Origin of the sequence: Paracraurococcus lichenis, assembly GCF_030657435.1 — a bacterium.
GTDB lineage: Bacteria > Pseudomonadota > Alphaproteobacteria > Acetobacterales > Acetobacteraceae > Paracraurococcus > Paracraurococcus lichenis.
Window position 1 is genome coordinate 154,577 of record NZ_JAUTWS010000006.1, and the last position, 21,536, is coordinate 176,112.

Sequence of the window (21,536 nt, forward strand, 5' to 3'; positions counted from 1 at the left end):
AGGCCCCCCTTCGAGACCCCCCTTATGTCCGCCCCGCGGCGCGTTGCTCGCGGGCGTTCCGCAGCAGGGCGAGGCTGCGATAGAGGCCGTGCACCATCTTGCTGTAGGGCAGCGCCACGAAGAGCGAGAGCACCAGGCCGAGATGGATCGCCATCACGATCCCCATCGCGCCGGTGTGCCGCACCGCCAGCAGAAGCAGCCCGGTGGCCGCAACCAGGAAGAGCAGCGCCAGCAGCGCATACTCCCCGCCCATGAGCTGCCGCGCCACCGGCGCCGGGTCAGTCACCGTCTTCACCCAGGTCAGCCCCGCCGTGCCGATCAGCAGCAGCACGCCGCCCCAGAGGCCGAGTTGCACCGGCAGGCTCCAGAAGGCATGCGGCGAGACCCAGTGGAAGAAGTGATAATAGGCGGCGCCCGTCGTGGTCGCGGCGAAGCACAGCAGGAAGCCGTAGAACATGGCGTGGTGCAGCCAGCGCCGCGCGGTCGAGAAGCCCTCGTCGATGTCGTTGCAGCCATGCCCGCCGCCGCCGAGGTTGCGCAGCGCGAGGATATCGACCGTCGCCGCCGCCATGGCCGGCGGCGTCAGCGGCGCACCGGCCGACCGCCCCGTCCCGACCCAGTAGCGGATGGCCCCCATCGCCAGCGCGAAGAGCGAGAACAGGAAGGTCGTGCCCGCCAGCGCGTTCAGCAGCCAGAGCGGCATGATGCGGTAGAAGGCGCCCGGCCCCGACTGCGGCGCATAGAGCACCGCCGGATCCTGGATGGCCGCCGTCAGCACCAGGGACAGCGCGACGAAAGCGGCCATCAGCAGCGAGAGCAGTGTGCCGTTCCTGGCGAACACCTTCCCCGCGCCCGGCGGCCAGGCATATTCGGCGTAGCTCTCCTGCCGCAGCGTGGCGAAGGTCTGCGGCAGGTTGATCCCGAACTCATGCGGCGGCGCATACTGGCAGGCGTGGAAGCACCCCTTGCAGTTGTGGCAGAGATTGGCGAGGTGCGTCAGGTCGCCCGTCGTGAACTCCCGCCGCAGCGTCATGGCGGGGAAGACGGCGCAATAGCCCTCGCAGTAGCGGCAGGCATTGCAGACGGCCATGTGCCGCTGTGCCTCGGCGACGGTATCGGAGGCGTCGAGCGGATGCGCCGCGGCGCCCCGCATGTCAGTTCCGTGCAAGGCGCGCCGCCTCCTCTCCCGCGATGCGTCCGAAGGTGGTGCCGATCGCCATGCCGAAGCCGGCGAGGTAGCCCTGGCCGAGGATGTTCCCCGACATGATCTCGCCCGAGGCGAAGATGTTCGCGCTCGGCTTGCCATCCGCCATCATCACCCGCGCGCGGTCGTTCACCTTGACCGAGAGGAAGGTGAAGGTGATGCCGGGCCGCATGGGGTGGCCGATGAAGGGCGGCGTGTCGATGCGCCGCGCCCAATGGCTCTTGGGCGGGGTCAGCCCTTCCGTGCGGCAGTCGTCCAGCGCTTGCGGCTTGAAGGTGCCGGGGCGGACGGCGGCATTGTACTCGTCCACCACGCGCTGCACCTTGTCGGGGTCGAGGCCGAGCTTCTCGGCAAGTTCCGGGATCGTGCCCGCCTTGGCCGGCGGGAAGACGCTCGGCAGGTAGTCCAGCTCCGCCTTGCTGTCGGTGATGGCGAAGGCTTGCTGGTCCGGCTGCCGGGCGATCAGCCGGCCCCAGATGGCGTAGCGCTTGGGCCAGGTGTCCTCGCCCTCGTCATAGAAGCGCTCGACATTCCTGTTCACCACGATGGCGAAGGGCGTGCAGTCCAGCCGCATGGCCAGCCCGCCATCCTCCATCGGCGCGCGGGCATCGTTGCAGACGGCGTGGAACTGCGTGGGGTCGCCCACCTCCTGCACGCCCTGGCCCAGCAGGTCCTTCAGGACGGTCCCCTGGGCATAGGGCGTGCCGCGGATCTGGAAATTGTCGGCGGCGTCGCCCCAGTATTCCCGCAGCCAGTCGCGGTTCGCCTGGAAGCCGCCGGCCGAGGCGACCACCGCCCGGAACCGCACCCGCTGCGGGAAGCCGTGGTAGGAGAGGATGGCCTCGCTGGCGAAGCCCTCCTGCACCTCGATGTGCTGCACCTCGGTGTCGTAGAGGATGTCGATGCCGAGCGCCTCGGCCGTGCGGTAGAGCGCATTAACCAGCGCCTTGCCGCCGCCGAGGAAGAAGGCGTTGGTGCGCGAGAGGGAGAGGGTGCCGGAGAGCGAGGGCTGGAAGACCACCCCGCAGCTTTTCAGGAAGCCCGGCGCGTGCTGGCTGGCGCGGATGCAGGTGCGGGCCAGGTGCTCGTCCGTCTTGCCGCCGGTGACCTTCAGCAGGTCGTCCCAGTACTCCTCCTCAAGATAGGTCTCGACCTGGACGTCGGTCGGCGCCGGGTGCAGCGCGCGCACATTGCGCGTGTGCCGGCTGTTGCCGCCGCGCAGCGGCTTCGGCGCATGCTCGGCGACGAGCACGCTCGCGCCGGCGCGGCGGGCCTCGATGGCGGCGCAGAGGGCGGCATTCCCGCCGCCGACGACCAGGACGTCCCAGGGACGGCTGAAATCCGGCATGGACACCCTTGTATCCACCGGGATACGAGATTGTCCAGATGCGCTCGAAAGCCCTGCGGCCCCGGGCTACGCCGGCGGCCATGGACCTCCCTCCCGTCCCGCGCGACCTCGGGCAGGAAGCCTATGACCGCATCCGCGCGGCGATCCGCGACGGCACGCTCGCGCCCGGCCTGCGGCTGACCGAGACCGACCTCGCGGCGCGCTTCGGCGTCTCCCGCACCCCCGTCCGCGGCGCCATCGCCCGGCTGGAGGCGGAGGGGCTGCTGACCCATGAGCCGCGCCGCGGCCTGACCGTCACCCGGCCCGACCATGCCGGGGTGATGGAGCTCTACGTCATGCGGGAGATCCTGGAGGGCGCGGCGGCGCGGCTGGCCGCGCAGCACGCGACGGAGGCCGAGCTTGCCGCCATGGCGGAGATCGTCGCGGGGGAGCCGGCCGCCTTCGGCGATCCCGGCGGGCTGGCGGAGGTGAACCTCCGGCTGCACGGCCTGCTCTACCTCGCCGCCCACAACCGCTACCTGTTGCGGAGCCTCGAGCAACTGGCCGCCACCATGGCCCTGCTGCCCTCCCTGCTCGCGCGCGGCGGCCGGGCGGAGGCGGCGCATGCCGAGCACCGCGCCATCCTGCAGGCGCTGCAGCGGCGGGACGGGGAGGGGGCCGAGGCGGCGGCCCGGGCGCATGCGCGCGCCGCGCTGCGGCACCGCTTGGCCTGGCTGCTCAGCACCGGCGACCTGCCGCAGGCGACGCCGGGCGGGCGGTAGGCACGCCCCACCCGCGGCACGGCAGGCCGCACGGCACCCTTGCCAGCCGACCCGCGCCACCCGATTCTCCCCGCATGCGCCGGCTCCTCGCCCTGCTGCTCCTGCTCTCCCCCGCCGCCCTGGCCCAGGCGCCCGCCCCGCCGCAGAGCGCGGCCGCGCGCGCCGCCGAGGCCCGCAAGGCCGAGCTCGACCGCGCCTTCGAGGCGCTGAAATCGGCCCCGGACGAGGCCGGCGCCGCCCTGGTCGAGGCGCGCATCCGCGCCCTCTGGGCGCAATCCGCCACCCCCTCCGCCACGCTCTTGCTCCGCCGCGGCGCGCGGGAGGTGGAGGCGCAGCTTCCGGCCGAGGCGCTGGAGGATTTCGACGCCGCCATTACCCTGCAGCCCGACTTCGCCGATGCCTGGTTCCTGCGCGCCGAGGCCTATGCCCGCGCCGGCGACGGCGGCGCCGCGGCGCGCGACCTGCAGGAGGCGCTGCGGCTCGAGCCCCGGCACTGGCTGGCCCTGATGAGCCTCGCCCGGCTGCAGGACGAGGCCGGCAATGCCATGGGCGCGCTGCGGAGCCTGGAGGCGGCGATGGCCATCAACCCGCGCATGCCGGGCGGGCAGGAGCGGCTGCGCGAGCAGCGCCGCAAGGCCGAGGGCGACGTCACCTGAGGCGCGCCGATGACCGAAGGGCCGGATGGCCCGGAGGTCTGAATCGGCTCGCCCAACATACAAGGCGCCCCCGGTCACGGATAACGTGATCGTCATTCGCCTGCTGCATTGCGGCAATCCGGTCCGGTTATTGGCGGTTTGTGTCCCGCGGGCACATCTGATGCAGCGACGAAGGCGGCGCCGCGTGGTGCCGCCGCATCAGGACAAATCCCGTGAACGAGATCCTCACCATGCTGCCCTGGGTGTTCGGCCTGGTCGCCGCCGCCGCGGCGGTCTCCCAGTCGAAGTAGCCCGAAGGTCCGGCCGGCTGCCCTCCGATGCCGACGCAACGGCCGGATGGCTGCCGGCCCGGCCCCGCGCCAGTCTAGGGTCATGACGCACATGGCCCCCATCCCCGACCCATCCGACGCCGCCCGCTGGGACGCCCTGCTGGCGCGCGACCCTTCCCCGGCCTGCGGGCCCTTCCTCTATGCGGTGACGACGCAGGGCGTCTTCTGCCGCCCCGGCTGCCCCAGCCGCCCGCCGCTCCGGCGCAATGTCCGCTTCTACGCCGATGTCCCAGCGGCCGAGGCCGACGGCTTCCGCGCCTGCAAGCGCTGCGACCCCAAGGGCGACCGCGCCGCGCTGCATGCCGCCGCCATCCGCGCCGCCTGCGACCTGATCGAGCGGAGCGAGACCATCCCGGGCCTTGCGACCCTCGCCGACCGCGCCGGCTATGCCCGGCACCATTTCCTGCGGCTGTTCAAGGAGATCACCGGCGTCACCCCGCGCAGCTACGCCGAATCGGTCCGCGCCCGCCGGCTGCAGGCCGCGCTTGCCGCGGGCGACCGGGTGGCCGAGGCCGTCGCCGGCGCCGGCTATGGCAGCGAGAGCCGGGTCTATGGCGCGCCGGGCCGGGTCCTCGGCATGACGCCCGGCGCCGCCCGCCGGGGCGGGGAGGGCGAGGTGATCCGCACCGCGACCGCCGAGAGCGCCCTCGGCCCGCTGATGGTCGGCGCGACGGAGAGCGGCGTCTGCTTCATCGGCTTCGCCGAGGACGTCGCGGCGCTGGAGGGCGACCTCCGCCATCGCTTCCCGAAGGCGCGGGTGGAGCCGGCGCCGGAGGCCCTCGCCGCCACCATCCGGCAGGTGGTGGCCTTCCTCGAGGAACCGAAGGCCGCGCTCGCCCTGCCGCTCGACCTCCGTGGCACCGCCTTCCAGCGCCGGGTCTGGCAGGCGCTGACGGAGATCCCCTTCGGCGAGACCCGCACCTATGGCGAGATGGCCGAGGCGATCGGCGCCCCGCGCGCCGTGCGCGCCGTCGCCCGGGCCTGCGCGCAGAACCATGTCTCGCTGGCCGTCCCCTGCCACCGGGTGGTGGGCAAGGATGGCGACCTGACCGGCTATCGCTGGGGCGTCCCGCGCAAGCGCGCGCTGCTGGCCAAGGAGCGCGCCGGGCGAGGCTGACTACTTCCGTCCGTAGTAGTCCTGCACCGTCCGCCAGGCGACCTGCTGCAGGTAGCCGGCGAGTTTGGGGTCGAGGCCGGCGGTATAGGGCAGGTCGACCGGGGAGGCGACGAAGATCGCGGCATAGCTCACGGCGGCGGCGAGATAGGTCCCGGCGAGGCTCGGGTGCCGCCGGTCCGGCGCGTAGATCCCGGCCTCCGGCCGCTCCGCCTGCACACGGGCGAAGGCGAGGCCGGCCGGGATCACCAGGGCGTCGAGCGCATTGCCGATCCTCGTATAGGCCTCCGCGAGGCCCGCGGTCATCTCCGGCTTGTCCTCATAGGCCCAGGACATGAAGAAGACCGGTCGCGCGCCGTGCCGCCGCACCGTCTCGGCATGCCGCTTCGCATAGACGTCGAAGGGCCCCTTCAGGTCGGGGTGCAGCGGGCACTGGCTGCAATCCATCATCACGGCCATGTCGAACAGCCGCTCCGGCGTGTTGAAGCGGATCGTGTTGTCCGGGTTGAAGCTGTACCTGCCGATGGCGTTCGGCCGAAAATAGCTCTCGACGTCGTGCCAGTCGAAGCCGGACCCGCTGATGGTGACCAGCGAGGCCCGCACATCCGGCCGGCGCGCCGCCCGCAACAGGCCGCCGACATGCGCGGTGATGCCGTTGTTGAAATAGAAGAAGCTGTTGCCGATCCAGATGATCGAGGTGGGGGCCGGCCCGGCCTCCGTCACCCTGGGCGAGGTCTGCGCCAGCGCCGGCAACCCGCCGAGCGCCAGGGCCAGCGCAAGGGCGAGTCTGCGCAGCATTGCCGTCATGGACGATGTCCTCCTGCCGTTTCGGCGGCAGGCTATCGTCGCTGGCGACAGCGGGAAAGCCGCGCCGCCCCGTGCCCCCTCGCGGTCCGCGTCATTGCCGTTCGCTGCTGCCGCCACCCTCGGGCGCCGCGGTCGGGATCGCCTGGGCGCCGGCATCCCGCTCCCGCGCGGCGCGCGCGGCGGTCTCGGCCAGGTCGCGCCGCTGCGCCTCCAGCCGGGCCTGGGCGCTGGTGATCTCGCCGTTCAGCGAATCGCGCCGGCGCTCGAGCGAGGCGACCTCGCCCCGCAGCCCCTCCACCTCGCGCTGCAGCGCTGCCTGTTCCTGTCGTGCGGTCTCCGTCGCCCCGCTCGCCTGCCGCTCCAGGCCGGCCAGGGCATCGCGCCGCTGCGCCAGCTCGCGCTCCGCCGCCGCGGCCTCGGCCCGCGCCGCCTGCAGCCGCCGCTCCTCCGCCGTCGTGCCGTCGCGCAGCTCGGCCAGCCGGCGCTCGGCCGTGCCGATCTCCTGGCGCAGCTCGGCGGTGCGCTGCTCCAGGCCGCGGAGCGTCGCGGCCGCCTGGTCCCGCGCCGTGCCGAGCCGCGCGACCTCCGCCTCGGCCTGGGTGACGGCGTTGCGCCGCTCGGCCAGCGTCGCCTCCGACACCGCGACATTCTCGCGCAGCGTGGTCAGCCGCCGCTCGGCCTCGGAGGTGGTCCGGCCCAGCTCGGCCTGCCGCGCCTCGAGGCCGCGCACCCGCCGCTCGGCCTCCTCGGCCGCCTGGGTGGTGCGGGTGAGGCGGGTATCGGCCTCGCCCAGCGCGGTGCGCCGCGCCGCGAGGTCGCGATCGGCGGTGCCGGTCTGGTCGCGCAGCGTGGTGAGCCGTCCATCCGCGTCGGTCAGTGCGGCGCGGCGCTGCGCCAGGTCGCGATCCGCCGTGCCGGTCTGGTCGCGCAGGGTGGCCAGGCGCCGGTCGGCCTCGGTGATCGCGGTCCGTCGCTGCGTCAGGTCCCGCTCGGCCGTGCCCGCCTGGTCGCGCAGGGTGGCAAGCCGCCCATCCGCCTCGGTCAGCGCGGTCCGGCGCTGCGCGAGGTCCCGCTCGGCGGCCGCCGTCTGCTCGCGGAGCGTGGCCAGCCGCCGCTCCGTCTCGGTGCCGGCCTGCCGGCGCTCGGCGACGGTCCGCTCGGCCTCGGTGATGCTGCTGCGCAGCGCCTGCAGCCGCTGCTCCTCCTGCGTCACGCGCTGGCGCTGCTCGGCGAGCGTCCGGTCCTCGGTCGCCGATTGCTGCCGCAGCGTGGCGAGCCGCTGTTCGGTCTGCGTCGCCTGCTCGCGCAGCAGGGCGAGGCGGCGGTCCTCGGCGGTGCTGCGCTCGCTGAGCGCGGCGAGGCGGCCTTCCTGCGCCGAGACCTGGCCACGCAGGTCCGCCAGCCGCCGTTCCTCAGACCCGGATTGCTCCTGCAGGGCGGCGAGGCGCCGCTCCGTCTCGCCGAGCAGGCCGAGGCGCTCGGTCCGGTTGCGCTCGACCTCGCCCGCCTGGGTCTGCAGCCCGCCGAGGCGCTGCTCCTCCTCGGCGAGCGCCGCGCGCTGGCGGCGGAGATCGGCCTCGGCCTGGCTGCGGGTGCGCTGGGCGGTGGCGAGGGCGCTGCGCGCCTCGGTCAGCCGCGCCTCGATGGCGGCGAGGTCGCCGGCGGCGCTGCGCTCCTGCGCCAGGCTGCGCTCGAGCTCCTCCACCCGGACGCGGAGGGTGCCGCCCTCCGCCTGCGATGCCGCGAGGCTGCGCTGCAGGCTGTCCACCCGCGCGGTGCGCTCGACCGTATAGCCGCAGCCAGACAGCGACCCGAGCAGGACGGGCGCGACCATGGCCAGGGCCCGCCCCGGCCCCCGCAACGACCTATGCATGGCAAGACTCCCCCGATCGCCGCAGCACCCGGACATGCCGCCCGCTCGCGGCAAGGTCGTCAATTGCCGGCGCGTGACAGGCGACGTGCCGCACGGTCACGTTTCGGTTTGATGTTCTCACCGTCACGGTGAACCGGCAAGGCGCCGCCGCTTTAGCCGCGAGGGCGGCGGGCACCCTGGGCTGCGTGCCAGGGCGAGGGGAAACCATGGCGGGCAGGCAGCGGGGCGCGGAGGCGCTGGTCGGACGGATCGAGGCGGCGGAGCGGCTGGACCCGCCGGGCTATGCGATCGGCAATGCCCTGGCCCGCCCGGCGCAGATCGCCGGACGGCCGGCGCGGCGGCTGGGCAATGCGCTGCATGGCACGGGCTACGGCCACCCGGTGCATCCGATGCTGGTGACGCTGCCGATCGGCGCCTGGACCCTCGCGCTCGGGATGGACCTGCTGGCGCGGCTCGGACTGGTGCGCGGGCGGGCGGTGGCGCAGGTGGCGGACACGGCGCTCGGGGCCGGCGCGGTCGGTGCCGTCGCCGCGGCGGCGACCGGCATCGCCGACTGGCAATACACCGATGGCCGCGACCGGCGGCTCGGCCTCGTGCACGGGCTGACCAATACCACGGCGCTCGGGCTGATGCTGCTGTCGCTCCGGCTGCGCGCGGGCGGGCGGCGCGGTGCGGGGCAGGCGGCTTCCATGGCCGGCTGGGGTGCCATGGCGCTGGGTGGCTATCTCGGCGGGCATCTGGTCTATCGCCGGCGCGTCGGCGTCGACCATGCCGACCGCAGCCCGGCGCCGCGGGAATGGGAGGCGGTGCTGCCGCTCGCCGAGTTGCAGGAGGACCGGCCGCGCCGCGTCGAGGTCTGGGATGCCGATACGCGGCAGGAGATCGGCATCGCCCTGGTGCTGCATCGCGGCCGCGTGCATGCCATGGGCGCGCGCTGCTCGCATGCCGGCGGGCCGCTCGACCAGGGCTGGGTGCTGGAAGGGCGGCTGGTCTGCCCCTGGCACGGCTCGCGCTACGACCTCGCGACCGGAGAGCCGATGGACGGACCCTCCACTTGCCCGCAGCCGCGCTACGCCCTGCGCATCCGCGACGGCATGGTGGAGATCCGGCGGGAGCAGGAGCCGGGCGACGAGGTGGTGACCCGCGAGCGCGTCGCGCGGGCCGCCGGGCCGCAGGGCGGGCCGCGCGGCAGGCGGGCGGATGACGTGCTGCGCGAGCACCATGCGATGCTGCGGCGGATGTTCGCGCGGATCGAGGCCATGCCGCGCGAGGATCCGGCGCGGCGCGACCTGCTGCGGATGCTGGCGCAGGAGATGGAGATCCACGAATACGTCGAGGACCGGTTGTTCTACCCGGCGGTCCGGGCGGTCAGCGAGGACGTCGCCGTCGCGCATGCCGAGCACCGGCAGCTTGCCGACCTGCTGGCCGAGACGCTGAAGCTCTCCACCGCGACGCCGGAATTCGAGGCGCATCTGCGCGCGCTGCACGCGGCGCTGGACCACCATGCCGGGTCCGAGGAGCGCTCGATGTTCCCCGAGGCCGAGCGCCTGGGCGAGGCGCGGCTGCGCGAGATCGGCCATGCGCTGGAGGCGCTGCTGGAGCAGGCCCGCGAATCGCGCGCGCGGCAGGCCTTCCGGGCACTGAAGGTGCGGCTGCTGGAAGGCGTGTGACGAGGACCGGCAGGCGTCCCGGGGCCTGCCGGTCGCTGGGGCAGCGGGCGGGCGCGATGCCGGGGCGGCGTGGCGCCAACGGCAGGCCATCCCGGCCGGCATGGCCCCAGCGCCGGGCGCGGGCCGTCCGGCCGCGCCCCGGTCCAGGCCATGGTCGCCTTCTGCACGCAGGCGCCGCGAAGCGCCCCCGGCCGGCGATCGCTCAGCGTGCGGGGTAGCCCGGCGGCGGGGCGCCCCCGCCCGAGCGCTGCACCTCGGCATTGCTGATCCCGCCCATGATCCGGCCGGTGCCGGGCTGGATGGGGGCCTGCACGCCGGTGCCCGGCATGGTCCGCTGCACCTCGGCATTGCTGATGCCGCCCATGATGCGGCCGGTGCCGGGCACGATCGGCGCCTGCGCGCCGGTGCCCTGCTCCACGCGCTGGATATCGGCATTGCTCGAGCCGCCCATGATCCGCGCCGTGCCGGGGACGACCGGCGCCGCGGCGCTGGCGCCGGGCGGGGAGACGGCGGCGACGGGACGGGGTGGCGATTGGCAGGCGGCGAGAAGGGCGAGACTGGCCGCGATCGCCGCGGTCCCGCTGAGGCGTGCCCTGGTCATGTCATGCATCCTTCCGGCAGGTGGGCGCTTTGGCCCGAACGCCGGCCGGAACGCGGCATGGCCGCCAGATTTCCTTCCCGTAATCCGTGTCGGGGCGGGAATCAGCCCGCCACCGATCACGGATGAGAGAGGCCGGCGCTACCTCACCACCGCCACGCGCAGGGCATTGGTGGTGCCGGGCGTCCCGAAGGGCACGCCCGCCGTGACCACCACCTCCTGCCCCGCCGTGGCGAAGCCCTCCTGCACCGCGGCGCGGGTCGCCTTGTTGACCATGTCGCCCATGCTGTTGGGCTCGTTGGTCAGCAGCGGGTGCACGCCCCAGACCACGGCCAGGCGGCGCGCGGTCTCCGTGCTCGCGGTCAGGCCGAGGATCGGGCAGTCCGGCCGCTCCCGCGCCACGCGCAGCGTCGTGCTGCCGGTCGAGGTGAAGGTGGCGATCGCCTCCGCCTTGATGGTGTGCGCCACCTGCCGCGCCGCGGCGGCGATGGCGCCGGCGCTGTTCGGCTCCGGCTCCGGCCGCGCGGCATCGGTCAGCCGGCGCCAGTCGGCGTCGAGTTCCACCCGCGCGAGGATGCGGTCCATCATGTTGACGGCTTCGTAGGGGTACTGGCCGGCCGCCGTCTCGGCCGAGAGCATCACCGCATCGGCGCCGTCGAAGACCGCCGTCGCCACGTCCGAGGCCTCGGCCCGGGTCGGGGAGGGGGAGCCGATCATGCTCTCCAGCATCTGCGTCGCCACCACCACCGGCTTGCCCGCCGCCTTGGCGGCGCGGACGATGCGCTTCTGGATGAGCGGCACCTCCTCGGGCGGGCATTCCACGCCGAGATCGCCGCGCGCCACCATCACGCAGTCGGTCAGCGCGATGATGGCGTCGAGGTTCTCGACCGCCTGCGGCTTCTCCATCTTCACCATGATCTGGGCGCGGCCGCCGGCGATGCGCTTGGCCTCGGCCACGTCCTCAGGCCGTTGCACGAAGGAGAGGCCGATATATTCGATCCCGCGCTCGAGGACGAAGGCCAGGTCCTCCTTGTCCTTCTCGGTGAGCGCCGGGATGGGGAGCGCGACGTCGGGAACGTTGACGCCCTTGCGGTCGGACAGCGCGCCGCCGACCACCACCTCGGTCTCCAGGTGGTCGCCGCGCACGCGGGTGACGCGGAAGCGGAGCTTGCCGTCATCGAGCAGGAGGGTGGTGCCGATCTGCGCCGCCTGGATGATCTCGGGATGCGGCAACTGCACGCGGCTGACATTGCCGGGCGTGGGGTTCAGGTCGAGGCGGAAGGGCTGGCCGGTCTGCAACTGCACCCGCCCGCCCTGGAAGCGGCCGACGCGCAGCTTCGGGCCCTGCACATCGGCCAGGATGCCGATGGGACGGCCCACCTTCTCCTCGATGGCGCGGATGATGCCGATGCGCTCGGCATGGTCGGCATGGGAGCCGTGCGAGAAATTGAGGCGGAAGACATCGGCGCCGGCCCGGTAGAGTCGCTCGATCACCTCCGCACTGGAGGAGGCGGGGCCGAGGGTGGCCACGATCTTGGTGCGCCGGCGGCGGCGGAGCGGGATGCGGGGCGCCATGCGGAGCTTCCCTTCCGGCGGTGGGTGCAGGTCCGGGCGGAGCTGCCAAGCCGGCATGTCGAGCAGCTTCGAGAGCTCCGTGACCCGGTCGGCCGGGATGCGCTGCCACTGCGACACGGCGGCGGGGGTGATGCCGAGCGCCGTTGCGATCTTCGCGCCGGTGCCGCGGCGGTTGAGGAGGTCGTCGAGGATGGCATCTCTCATGACCAACACTCTAACAGGCTTAAGCTTCGGCCGTCATGCTTAAAATGAAAGCTCAAATCTAAACATTAAGCCCCCAACCGGGGCGGTCAAATCGGGCAGGTGGCCCAGCGAAGGTCCTCCAGATTGCCCATTGCTTAACGCCACGCGGTGTCGTGATGCCCGCGGTGCCGGGCCGCTCAGCCGATCAGCAGGGCGCGGACATCGTTGACATTGGTCAGCGTCGGCCCGGTCACGACCAGGTCGCCCAGCGCCCGGAACAGGCCTGTGCTGTCATGCCCGGCAAGCGCCACCCGCGGGTCGCGGCCGAGCGCGCGGGCGCGCGCCAGGGTATCCGGCGTGGCGATGGCGCCGGCTGCCTCCGACCTGCCGTCGATCCCGTCCGTGTCGCAGCAGAGCGCCCAGATGCCGGGCGCGCCGTTCAGCGCCAGCGCCAGGCCGAGCAGGGTCTCCGTGCCGCGTCCGCCCTCGCCGGCCGCACCCTCGATGGTCACCGTGGTCTCGCCGCCCGAAAGCAGCAGCGCCGGCCGCGCCACCGGCACCCCATGCGTGGCGCAGGAGAGGGCGATGCCGCCCAGCGCCTTGCCGAGCTCGCGCGCCTCGCCCTCCAGCGCATCGCCGAGGACGAGGGGCGCGAGGCCCATCGCCCGGCCCTCCTCGGCCATGGCGCGGAGCGCCATCATCGGCGTCGCGATCATCCGCAGCACCGCCCCGGCGAGGCGGGGGTCGCCGGGCTTCGGCGTCTCCTCCTCGGCCCGCTCCAGGTGGCGCAGCGCGGCCTCCGGCAGGCGCATGCGGTAGTGGGCGACGAGCGCCCGGGCCTCGGCGAAGGTGGTGGGATCGGCGACGGTGGGGCCGGAGGCGATCACCGCCGGGTCGTCGCCGGGCACGTCGGAGATGGCGAGCGTCAGCACCTCGGCCGGATGGGCGGCCGCCGCGACCCGGCCGCCCGAGAAGGCGGAGAGGTGCTTGCGGATGCAGTTCATGTGGTCGATCGGGGCGCCGCAACGCAGCAGTTCCCGGTTCACCGCGATCAGGTCGTCGAGCGTCAGCCCGGGGGCGGGCAGGGTGGAGAGCGCGGAGCCGCCGCCCGAGACGAGGAAGAGGACCAGATCCCCGGCCGAGAGGCCACGGACGGCGGCCAGGATCTCCGCCGCCGCGGCGGCGCCCTGTGCGTCCGGCACCGGATGGCTGGCGAAGCGCACGGGGATGCGGCGCCGCGCTGGCGGGTGGGGCAGGTCGGCGCCATGCGGGGCGATGACGAGGCCCGAGAGCGGTACCTGCGGCCAGGCCTGCTCCACGGCGAGCGCCATCTTGGCCGCCGCCTTGCCGACGCCGACCACGACGACGCGGCCGGCCTTCGGCGGCGCCGGCAGATGGGCCGCCAGCACCGCCAGCGGGTCGGCGGCGCGCACCCCCGCCTCGAAGAGCCGGAGCAGCGCCGCCCGCGCCGATGCGTCGTCCCAAGTGCCAGCCATCATGCCCTCCCTCGCATATCCCTTGTCCCGCCCCGCGGCCCGCCAGGGAAGGGGGGCGGCGCGGCAGACCTGTCCGCGTCCCGGCGGCTGCCGGCGGCGTGAGGCCGCGGCGCCCGCCCCTGGCTTGTAAAACACCTCGTGGTATGGAAGAAGCCACGCAAGTGAGGTGCCGAGGACGGAAACCACGGTCGATCAGGCCGGAACGGCGCCCAGCACACGGAGGATCTCCGCGCTCGCCCGGCGGCGATGCGCCGCCACCGCGGCCCGCGCCGCCTCGGCCCGGCCGGCGCGGAGCGCGGCGAGGATCGCCGCGTGCTCGGTCGCGGAGGTCCCGGAATCGGCCCGCAGCGCCGCGGTGGCGCTGCGGGCGCGCTGCGCCTGATCGGCCATGGTCTGCGCCAGGCCAGCCAGCTTGGCATTGCCGCAACCCTCAAGGAGGAGGCGATGGAACCTGTCATCCGCCGCGGCCCAGGCCTTCCGGTCGCCGGCCTCCCGCGCCCGCTCCATGGCCTCGGTCGCCGCCGCCATGCCCTCTACCGCCGCCCCACCGCGGCCGGCGAGCAGCGCGGCCGCCGCGCCTTCCAGCGCGATCAGCACGTCATAGGTCTCCCCCAGGTCGGTCGGGTCGATCGGCAGGACGCGGACGCCGCGGCGCGGCAGGACGCGCAGGAAGCCCTCGTGCTGCAGGCGCAGCACCGCCTCGTGCACCGGCGTGCGGCTCATGCCGAGCTGGTCGGCGATGGCCTGCTCCGTCGCCTCGTGCCCCGGGGGCAGCAGGCTCTCGAGGATGCTCGCCTTCAGCGCGGCATAGGCCGACTGCGCCAGGCTCTCCCGCTTCGGCCCGGGGGGTGGCGCCGGCCGCACGCGCAGCCCTGTCCCGTCTTCCATGCCAGCTACCATACCACAGCCTGAAGGAGTTCCCATGCGCACCCATCGCATCGCCGCCATCCCCGCTGACGGCATCGGCAAGGAGGTCATCCCCGCCGGCCTCCGCGTGCTGGAGGCGCTGGCCGGGCGCGACGGCGGCTTCCGCCTGGACGTTACGGAGTTCCCCTGGGGCAGCGACTACTACCGCCAGACCGGAAGGATGATGGCGGAGGACGGCCTCGAGACCCTGAAGGGCTTCGATGCCATCTTCTTCGGCGCGGTCGGCGACCAGCACCTTCCGGACGACATCACGCTCTGGGGCCTCAGGCTGCGCATCTGCCAGGGCTTCGACCAGTACGCCAATATCCGCCCGACCCGCGTGCTGCCCGGCCTGACCAGCCCGTTGCGGGAGGTGGCGCCCGGCGACATCGACTGGGTGATCGTGCGGGAGAATTCCGAGGGCGAATATGCCGGCCATGGCGGCCGCGCCCATCGTGGCCACCCCGAGGAGATCGCCACCGAGACCGCGATCTTCACCCGTGCCGGCGTTACGCGGATCATGCGTACGGCATTCGAGATCGCGGCGAAGCGTCCGCGGAAGCTGCTGACGGTGGTCACCAAGTCCAACGCGCAGAAGCACGGCATGGTCTTCTGGGACGAGATCGCCGCCGAGGTCGCCCGCGACTATCCCTCCGTAACCTGGGAGAAGGAACTGGTGGACGCCATGGCGGCCCGCATGGTCCGCCGCCCCCGCAGCATCGACACGGTGGTCGCCACCAACCTGCATGCCGATATCCTGAGCGACCTCGCCGGTGCCGTCGCCGGCTCGCTCGGCGTCGCGCCGACCGCCAACCTCGACCCCTCGCGCCGCTTCCCCTCGATGTTCGAGCCGATCCACGGCTCGGCCTTCGACATCGCCGGCAAGGGGGCGGCCAACCCGGTCGCCACCTTCTGGACCGCGGCGATGATGCTGGACCACATCGGCGAGGCGTCCGCGGCGGCGCGGCTGATGACGGCGGTGGAGCGGGTCTGCGCCGATGGCGTGCTGACCGCCGATGTCGGCGGCACGGCCAATACCGAGCAGGTGACGCAAGCGGTCATCGCGGCGATCCGCGGCGCCAACGAATAGGCCCGCGGGTATCCTAAGGCGGCGGCGCGCCTTGGCGCAGCCGCCGCGCGCCATCACGGAGGAAACGAGAATGACCTTGTCGCGCCGCGGCCTGCTAGCCGCCGGACTTGCCCTGCCCGCTGTTGCCCATGCCCAGGGGACCGCCCAGGGAGGCTGGGCGCCGGACCGGCCCGTCTCGCTCATCGTCCCCTTCGCCGCCGGCGGGCCGACCGACGTGATCGCCCGGCTCGTCGCCGAGGGCATGGGCCGCGACCTCGGCCAGGCCGTGGTGGTGGAGAACGTGACCGGCGCCGGCGGCACCATCGCTGCGGCGCGGGTGGCGCAGGCAAAGCCGGACGGCACCACGCTGCTCTTCCACCATATCGGCCATGCCAGCGCGGCGACGCTCTACCGCAAGCTGCCCTATGACGTGCTGGGCAGCTTCGCGCCGCTCGGCCTCGCCTCCGATGCCGCGATGACTGTCGTGGCGCGGCCGGACTTTCCGGCGAAGGACCTGGCGGAGGTCCTGGCGGCGATGAAGCGCGACGGCGACCGGCTGACCCTGGCGCATTCCGGGCTCGGCGCCGCCAACCACCTCTGCGGCATGCTGCTGCAGCACGCCGCCGGCACGGCGCTGACCACCGTGGTCTTCCGCGGCAGCGCGCCGGCGATCACGGAACTCATGGCCGGCCGCATCGACCTCTTCTGCGACCAGGCGACCAATACCGCGCCCTTCCTGCGGGAGGGCCGGATCAAGGGTTATGCCGTGACCTTGCGCCGGCGCGTGGCGGGGCTCGACCTGCCAACGACGGAGGAGGCCGGCGCGCCGACGATCGAGATGAGCACCTGGCACGGGATGTATGCGCCGAAGGCGACCCCGCCGGAGGCCCGCTCCCGCCTCTCCGCCGCGCTGCGCTCGGCGCTGACGGAGGAGCGGCTGACGGCGCGGCTGGCCGAATTGGTCACCGACCCCGCGACCCCGGAGCGCGCGACGGAGGCCTTCCACACGCGCTTCCTGGCCGAGGAGGTCGCACGCTGGCGGCCCATCATCCAGGCCGCCGGGCAATATGCGGATTGAGGCTCAGGCGGGCGGCGCAGCCTGGGCCAGGTAGTCGACGGGCCGCAGGATTCGCACGCCGCGCCAGGGGTGCAGCACCAAGAGGTCCAGATCGCTGCTGACGATGGTGCCGGCGCGGGAGGCCAGGGCGAGTTCCAGGTACTTGTTGTCCTTGGCGTCACGGCAGTCGGTCACGCGCATGGCGGGTTCGAACCAGGCGGCCTGACGTCGCAGCACGTCCAGTATGCGGGCGCGCCGGGCGGCCGGTATGGCCTCGACGAAACGGGGCCGGCCCAGCACCGCGGCAATCTCGGCTTCGACGGATGTCGAGAGGGCAAGAAGGTCCGTCTCCTCCGCGCGGAGCAGGGCCCGCTCCGGCACGCTGTCCGCGCGCAGTGCGGCGCCGATGACCGTCGAGGCGTCGAAGACGATCAAGTCCCGGCGTCGCGGCGCTCGGCGTTGTAGGCAGCCAATTCCTCATCGATCATGGCATCGGTCAGGCCTGCGGCGCGCGCCTCGGCCTTGGTCTCGGCGATCGCCCGGGCCAGCTCGCTCGGGCCCGCCTGTGGGTGCAGAACGCGGCTGACCAGCCGGCCCATCGCTTCGCGCGTCCGTTCATCGGCGAGGGCCACGGCGGCCGCGGCCTCAACGGGGATAACGACATCGACCGTGTCGGGCATGGCTGACCTTCCTGACCGAACAATATCGGATCGGCGCATCCCAGAACAAGGCGCGACGGCGCGCGTCAGCGCGCCATCCCCTGCAGCCGCCCTTCCATCTCGCCCAGGATCGAGGGGTCGTCGATGGTGGGCGGCACGACATAGTCCTCGCCATCGGCGATCTTGCGCAGCGTCGCGCGCAGGATCTTGCCGCTGCGGGTCTTGGGCAGCCGCGGCACCACCTTGGCATCCTTGAAGGCCGCGACGGGGCCGATCCTGTCGCGCACCAGCGCGACCAGGTCCCGGCAGACCGCGTCCTCGGCCTTGGTCACGCCGGATTTCAGCACGACGAGGCCGAGCGGCACCTGGCCCTTCAGGCTGTCCTTGATGCCGATGACGGCGCATTCGGCGACGTCGGCATGGCTCGCCAGCACTTCCTCGATCGCGCCCGTGCTCAGCCGGTGCCCCGCGACGTTGATGATGTCGTCGGTGCGGGACATGACGGAGATGTAGCCCTCCGCATCCACCACCCCGGCATCCGAGGTATTGTACCAGCCTGGGAAGGTGGTGGTGTAGCTCTCCCGGAAGCGGTCGTCGGCCTGCCAGAGCGTCGGCAGGCAGCCGGGCGGCATCGGCAGGCGGATGGCCAGCGTGCCGCTCTCGCCGCGCGGCTGGACCTGGCCGGCCTCGTCCAGCGCCGCCACCTCGTAGCCCGGGCTGGCCTTGCCGCCGTTGCCGAACCTCGCCGGGAAGAGGCCGAGGCCGCGGAAATTCCCGCTGATCGGCCAGCCCGTCTCGGTCTGCCACCAGTGGTCGATCACCGGCTTCCGCAGCAGGCCATGCGCCCATTCCGCGGTCGGCGGGTCGCAGCGCTCGCCGGCGAGGAAGAGCGCCTCGAGCTTCGAGAGGTCGTAGCGCGCGAGGAGCCTGCCCTCCGGGTCGTCGCGCTTGATGGCGCGGATGGCGGTGGGCGCGGTGAACATCACATTCACCCCGTGCTGCGCGCAGACGCGCCAGAAGGTGCCGGCATCCGGCGTGCCGACCGGCTTGCCCTCGAACAGCACCGTCGTCGCGCCGGTCAGCAGCGGCGCATAGACGATGTAGGAATGGCCCACGACCCAGCCGACATCGGAGGCCGTGAACATCACGTCGCCCGGCCCGACGCCGTAGAGCATGGCCATGGAATTGCGCAGCGCGACGGCATGCCCGCCATTGTCCCGCACGACCCCCTTGGGTTTCCCGGTCGTGCCGCTGGTATAGAGGATGTAGAGCGGATCGGTCGCGGCGACGGAGACGCAATCGGCCGGCGCGGCGGCCGCTTCCGCCTCGAGCCAGTCCTCATCGCGGCCCGCGGCCAGGCTCGCCACCGCCTGTTCCCGCTGCAGCACCAGCACCGCATCCGGCTTGTGCGGCGAGAGGGCGATGGCCGCATCCAGCAGCGGCTTGTAGGCGACGACGCGCCCGGGCTCGAGCCCGCAGGAGGCCGCGAGGATCACCTTCGGCCGGGCATCGGCGATGCGCGCCGCGAGTTCGGCCGCGGCGAAGCCGCCGAAGACCACCGAATGCACCGCGCCGAGCCGGGCGCAGGCGAGCATGGCGATCGCCGCTTCCGGCACCATCGGCATGTAGATCACGACGCGGTCGCCGGCGGCGACGCCGCGCGCCCTGAGCGCGCCGGCCAGCTTCGCCACCCGAGCCTGCAGCGCGGCATAGGTGATGGTCTCGACCCGCCCGGTCATCGGGCTGTCCCAGATGATTGCGGGCTGCGCGCCGCGCCCGGCCGCGACATGGCGGTCCACCGCGTTGTGGCAGGTGTTCAGCCGGGCATCGGGGAACCAGCGGCCATAGGGACCGGAGGCCGGGTCGAAGATCCGCTCCGGCGCGCGGTCCCAGTCGATCCGCCCGGCCGCTTCCGCCCAGTACCCCTCCGGGTCACGCTGCCAGGCGGCATAGGCCGTCTCGTAGGTGCTGGCGGACATCGGGGCCTCCCTTCTTGTCAGCGGCAAACTGGCAAGGCGATGGTGGAGCGGCAAGACGCTGCGGCCGCGAGACGACGCCATCCCAGACCAAAGAGGGGGCTGGCGTCCATGCCCGGCGGGGGTAGGGGACGGCGACCGTTGCCGCCTTGCGCTGGATCAACGGTGCGCGCGCCGGATCATGCCTAGGGTAGGGTGCACCCGCGTGCCGAAAAGGGAGGTTACCATCGTGGTCTCAGCCGACCAGGACAAGATCCTGCGGAACCCGAAATTCCAGGAACTCGTGCGGACCCGCTCCGGCTTCGCCTGGACCCTGGCCGCCATCATGCTGGTCATCTATCTCGGGTTCGTCTTCCTCGTCGCCTTCGCGCATGGGTTGATGGCCGCGAAGGTCGGCGGCGGCGTCACCTCGGTCGGCATCGTGCTCGGCCTGGTCGTGATCGTCTCGGCCTTCCTCCTCACCGGCATCTATGTGCAGCGCGCCAATGGCCGCTTCGATGCGCTGACGCGCGAGCTGCAGAAGGACATCGCCTGATGCGCCGCCTCCCTCTCGCGCTCGGCGCCGGCCTGCTCGGCTATCTCGGCACGCATGCGATCGCCTGGGCCGCCGGCGCGGTCGATGGCGACGTGCAAAAGCAGTCGCTCAACATCGCCGCCATCGCGATGTTCTTCCTCTTCGTCCTCGGCACGCTGTTCATCACCTACCGCGCCGCCGCCGGCTCCAAGTCGGCGGCCGATTTCTACGCGGCGGGCGGCGGCATCACCGGCTTCCAGAACGGCCTGGCGATTGCCGGCGACTACATGTCGGCCGCCAGCTTCCTCGGCATCTCCGGCCTCGTCTTCGCCTCGGGCTTCGATGGGCTGATCTACTCCATCGGCTTCCTCGTGGGTTGGCCGATCGTGCTCTTCCTGATCGCGGAGCGTCTGCGCAACCTCGGCAAGTTCACCTTCGCCGATGTCGCCTCCTTCCGCCTCGACCAGACGCAGATCCGCATCCTGTCCGCGACCGGCACGCTGGTCGTCGTCGCCTTCTACCTGATCGCGCAGATGGTCGGCGCGGGGAAGCTGATCCAGCTCCTCTTCGGCCTCGACTACCTCTATGCCGTCGTCATCGTCGGCGCGCTGATGATCGTCTACGTCGCCTTCGGCGGCATGAAGGCGACCACCTGGGTGCAGATCATCAAGGCCTGCCTGCTGCTCGGCGGCGCGACCTTCATGGCCTTCATGGTCATGCTGCATTTCGGCTTCAGCCCGGAGGCGATGTTCGCCGAGGCCGTCCGCGTCCACCCGCGCGGCGACGCCATCATGGCGCCCGGCCAGATGGTGGCCGACCCGGTCTCCGCCATCTCGCTCGGCCTCGCGCTGATGTTCGGCACCGCAGGGCTGCCGCACATCCTGATGCGCTTCTTCACGGTCTCGGATGCCAAGGCGGCGCGGAAGAGCGTGTTCTACGCCACCGGCCTGATCGCCTATTTCTACATCCTGACCTTCATCATCGGCTTCGGCGCCATCACCTTCCTGATGGTGGACCCGGCCTACTACACGGTCGGTGCCGACGGAGCCTACAACAAGATCGCCGGCCTGCTGGGCGGCACGAACATGGCCGCGGTGCACCTCGCCAACGCGGTGGGCGGCAGCTTCTTCCTCGGCTTCATCTCCGCCGTCGCCTTCGCCACCATCCTCGCCGTGGTCGCGGGCCTGACGCTGGCCGGCGCTTCCGCGGTCAGCCACGACCTCTATGCCGAGGTCTTCGCCCGCGGCCGCGCCTCGGAGAAGAGCGAGGTCAACCTCTCCAAGGCCGCGGCCGTGGTGATCGGCATCGTCGCCATCGTCCTCGGCTACATCTTCGAGAACCAGAACGTCGCCTTCATGGTCGGCCTCGCCTTCGCCGTCGCCGCGAGCTGCAACTTCCCCGTCCTGCTGATGAGCACGATGTGGAAGGGCTGCACCACGCGCGGCGCCATGTGGGGCGGCTTCCTCGGCCTCGCCTCGGCCGTCGTCATGGTGGTGCTGTCCAAGGCGGTCTGGGTGCAGACCTTCGGCAACAAGACCGCGCTCTTCCCCTACGACAACCCGGCCATCTTCTCGATGACCATCGCCTTCGTCGGCATCTGGGCCTTCTCCAAGCTGGATGCCAGCCAGCGGGCGAAGGAGGAGCTCGCCTCCTACGATGCGCAGTATGTGCGGTCGGAGACGGGCATCGGGGCGGCTTCGGCGCATATCCACTGACTGAGTACCGGGGAAGGGCGCTGCCC

General features: G+C 72.6%; 19 protein-coding genes. 8 read left to right on the top strand and 11 right to left on the bottom strand.

What is annotated here, in order from left to right; all coding sequences use genetic code 11:
• Positions 1-22 precede the first annotated feature (22 nt).
• Positions 23-1,168, bottom strand: coding sequence for a tricarballylate utilization 4Fe-4S protein TcuB (gene tcuB, locus Q7A36_RS08345; protein WP_305103220.1), 1,146 nt, complete (start codon positions 1,166-1,168; stop codon positions 23-25).
• Positions 1,155-2,552, bottom strand: coding sequence for an FAD-dependent tricarballylate dehydrogenase TcuA (gene tcuA / locus Q7A36_RS08350; RefSeq protein WP_305103221.1), 1,398 nt, complete (start codon positions 2,550-2,552; stop codon positions 1,155-1,157). Before tcuA ends, tcuB begins: the two co-directional genes overlap by 14 nt.
• A gap of 80 nt (positions 2,553-2,632) precedes the next feature.
• On the opposite strand from tcuA, the gene Q7A36_RS08355 reads away from it, so the two are divergent.
• From Q7A36_RS08355 to ada, 3 genes are all read left to right on the top strand, one after another.
• A complete protein-coding gene (locus Q7A36_RS08355; protein WP_305103222.1) occupies positions 2,633-3,313 on the top strand; it encodes a GntR family transcriptional regulator in 681 nt (226 codons plus the stop codon).
• A 74-nt stretch (positions 3,314-3,387) separates the two neighbouring features.
• Positions 3,388-3,969, top strand: a complete 582-nt coding sequence (locus tag Q7A36_RS08360; RefSeq protein WP_305103223.1) for a tetratricopeptide repeat protein — start codon at positions 3,388-3,390, stop codon at positions 3,967-3,969.
• A gap of 381 nt (positions 3,970-4,350) precedes the next feature.
• Positions 4,351-5,415 (top strand): bifunctional DNA-binding transcriptional regulator/O6-methylguanine-DNA methyltransferase Ada, encoded by a 1,065-nt coding sequence (gene ada / locus Q7A36_RS08365; protein WP_305103224.1) that lies wholly within the window; start codon positions 4,351-4,353, stop codon positions 5,413-5,415.
• Here the strand turns inward: ada and Q7A36_RS08370 are convergent, their stop codons facing one another.
• Both Q7A36_RS08370 and Q7A36_RS08375 read right to left on the bottom strand, forming a co-directional pair.
• Positions 5,416-6,219, bottom strand: a complete 804-nt coding sequence (locus Q7A36_RS08370) for a hypothetical protein (protein WP_305103225.1) — start codon at positions 6,217-6,219, stop codon at positions 5,416-5,418.
• Between the two features lie 91 nt (positions 6,220-6,310).
• Positions 6,311-8,092 carry a coiled-coil domain-containing protein gene (locus Q7A36_RS08375; RefSeq protein ID WP_305103226.1) on the bottom strand — a complete coding sequence of 594 codons (1,782 nt, stop codon included), beginning with the start codon at positions 8,090-8,092 and terminating at the stop codon, positions 6,311-6,313.
• A gap of 206 nt (positions 8,093-8,298) precedes the next feature.
• Here Q7A36_RS08375 and Q7A36_RS08380 point away from each other — a divergent pair, with 206 nt between their 5' ends.
• Complete coding sequence (locus Q7A36_RS08380) at positions 8,299-9,762, top strand: DUF2231 domain-containing protein (protein ID WP_305103227.1); 1,464 nt, start codon at positions 8,299-8,301, stop codon at positions 9,760-9,762.
• 202 nt (positions 9,763-9,964) lie between these two features.
• Here the strand turns inward: Q7A36_RS08380 and Q7A36_RS08385 are convergent, their stop codons facing one another.
• The 4 genes from Q7A36_RS08385 to Q7A36_RS08400 form a co-directional block, all read right to left on the bottom strand.
• A complete protein-coding gene (locus tag Q7A36_RS08385) occupies positions 9,965-10,363 on the bottom strand; it encodes a hypothetical protein (RefSeq protein ID WP_305103228.1) in 399 nt (132 codons plus the stop codon).
• 138 nt (positions 10,364-10,501) lie between these two features.
• Complete coding sequence (gene pyk / locus Q7A36_RS08390) at positions 10,502-11,935, bottom strand: pyruvate kinase (RefSeq protein ID WP_305103316.1); 1,434 nt, start codon at positions 11,933-11,935, stop codon at positions 10,502-10,504.
• A 380-nt stretch (positions 11,936-12,315) separates the two neighbouring features.
• Complete coding sequence (locus Q7A36_RS08395) at positions 12,316-13,614, bottom strand: glycerate kinase type-2 family protein (protein WP_305103229.1); 1,299 nt, start codon at positions 13,612-13,614, stop codon at positions 12,316-12,318.
• Between the two features lie 192 nt (positions 13,615-13,806).
• Complete coding sequence (locus tag Q7A36_RS08400) at positions 13,807-14,502, bottom strand: GntR family transcriptional regulator (protein WP_305103230.1); 696 nt, start codon at positions 14,500-14,502, stop codon at positions 13,807-13,809.
• Between the two features lie 34 nt (positions 14,503-14,536).
• Between Q7A36_RS08400 and Q7A36_RS08405 the strand changes: the two genes are divergently transcribed.
• Positions 14,537-15,610, top strand: a complete 1,074-nt coding sequence (locus Q7A36_RS08405) for a tartrate dehydrogenase (protein WP_305103231.1) — start codon at positions 14,537-14,539, stop codon at positions 15,608-15,610.
• Positions 15,611-15,680: 70 nt separating this feature from the next.
• The gene (locus tag Q7A36_RS08410; RefSeq protein ID WP_305103232.1) at positions 15,681-16,667 is read left to right on the top strand and encodes a tripartite tricarboxylate transporter substrate-binding protein; all 987 of its coding nucleotides are present in this window, start codon (positions 15,681-15,683) and stop codon (positions 16,665-16,667) included.
• A gap of 3 nt (positions 16,668-16,670) precedes the next feature.
• On the opposite strand, the gene Q7A36_RS08415 is transcribed toward Q7A36_RS08410, so the two are convergent.
• The 3 genes from Q7A36_RS08415 to Q7A36_RS08425 all read right to left on the bottom strand — a co-directional run bounded on the left by Q7A36_RS08415 (position 16,671) and on the right by Q7A36_RS08425 (position 19,284).
• A complete protein-coding gene (locus Q7A36_RS08415; RefSeq protein WP_305103233.1) occupies positions 16,671-17,081 on the bottom strand; it encodes a putative toxin-antitoxin system toxin component, PIN family in 411 nt (136 codons plus the stop codon).
• Positions 17,078-17,326, bottom strand: coding sequence for a hypothetical protein (locus Q7A36_RS08420; RefSeq protein WP_305103234.1), 249 nt, complete (start codon positions 17,324-17,326; stop codon positions 17,078-17,080). The genes Q7A36_RS08415 and Q7A36_RS08420 overlap by 4 nt, the downstream gene beginning before the upstream one ends.
• 65 nt (positions 17,327-17,391) lie before the next feature.
• Positions 17,392-19,284, bottom strand: a complete 1,893-nt coding sequence (locus Q7A36_RS08425; protein WP_305103235.1) for an AMP-binding protein — start codon at positions 19,282-19,284, stop codon at positions 17,392-17,394.
• A 226-nt stretch (positions 19,285-19,510) separates the two neighbouring features.
• Between Q7A36_RS08425 and Q7A36_RS08430 the strand changes: the two genes are divergently transcribed.
• The gene (locus tag Q7A36_RS08430) at positions 19,511-19,816 is read left to right on the top strand and encodes a DUF485 domain-containing protein (RefSeq protein ID WP_305103236.1); all 306 of its coding nucleotides are present in this window, start codon (positions 19,511-19,513) and stop codon (positions 19,814-19,816) included.
• Positions 19,816-21,510: a cation acetate symporter gene (locus Q7A36_RS08435; protein WP_305103237.1), complete on the top strand. Its 1,695-nt coding sequence runs from the start codon at positions 19,816-19,818 to the stop codon at positions 21,508-21,510. The genes Q7A36_RS08430 and Q7A36_RS08435 overlap by 1 nt, the downstream gene beginning before the upstream one ends.
• The last annotated feature ends 26 nt before the right edge of the window (positions 21,511-21,536 follow it).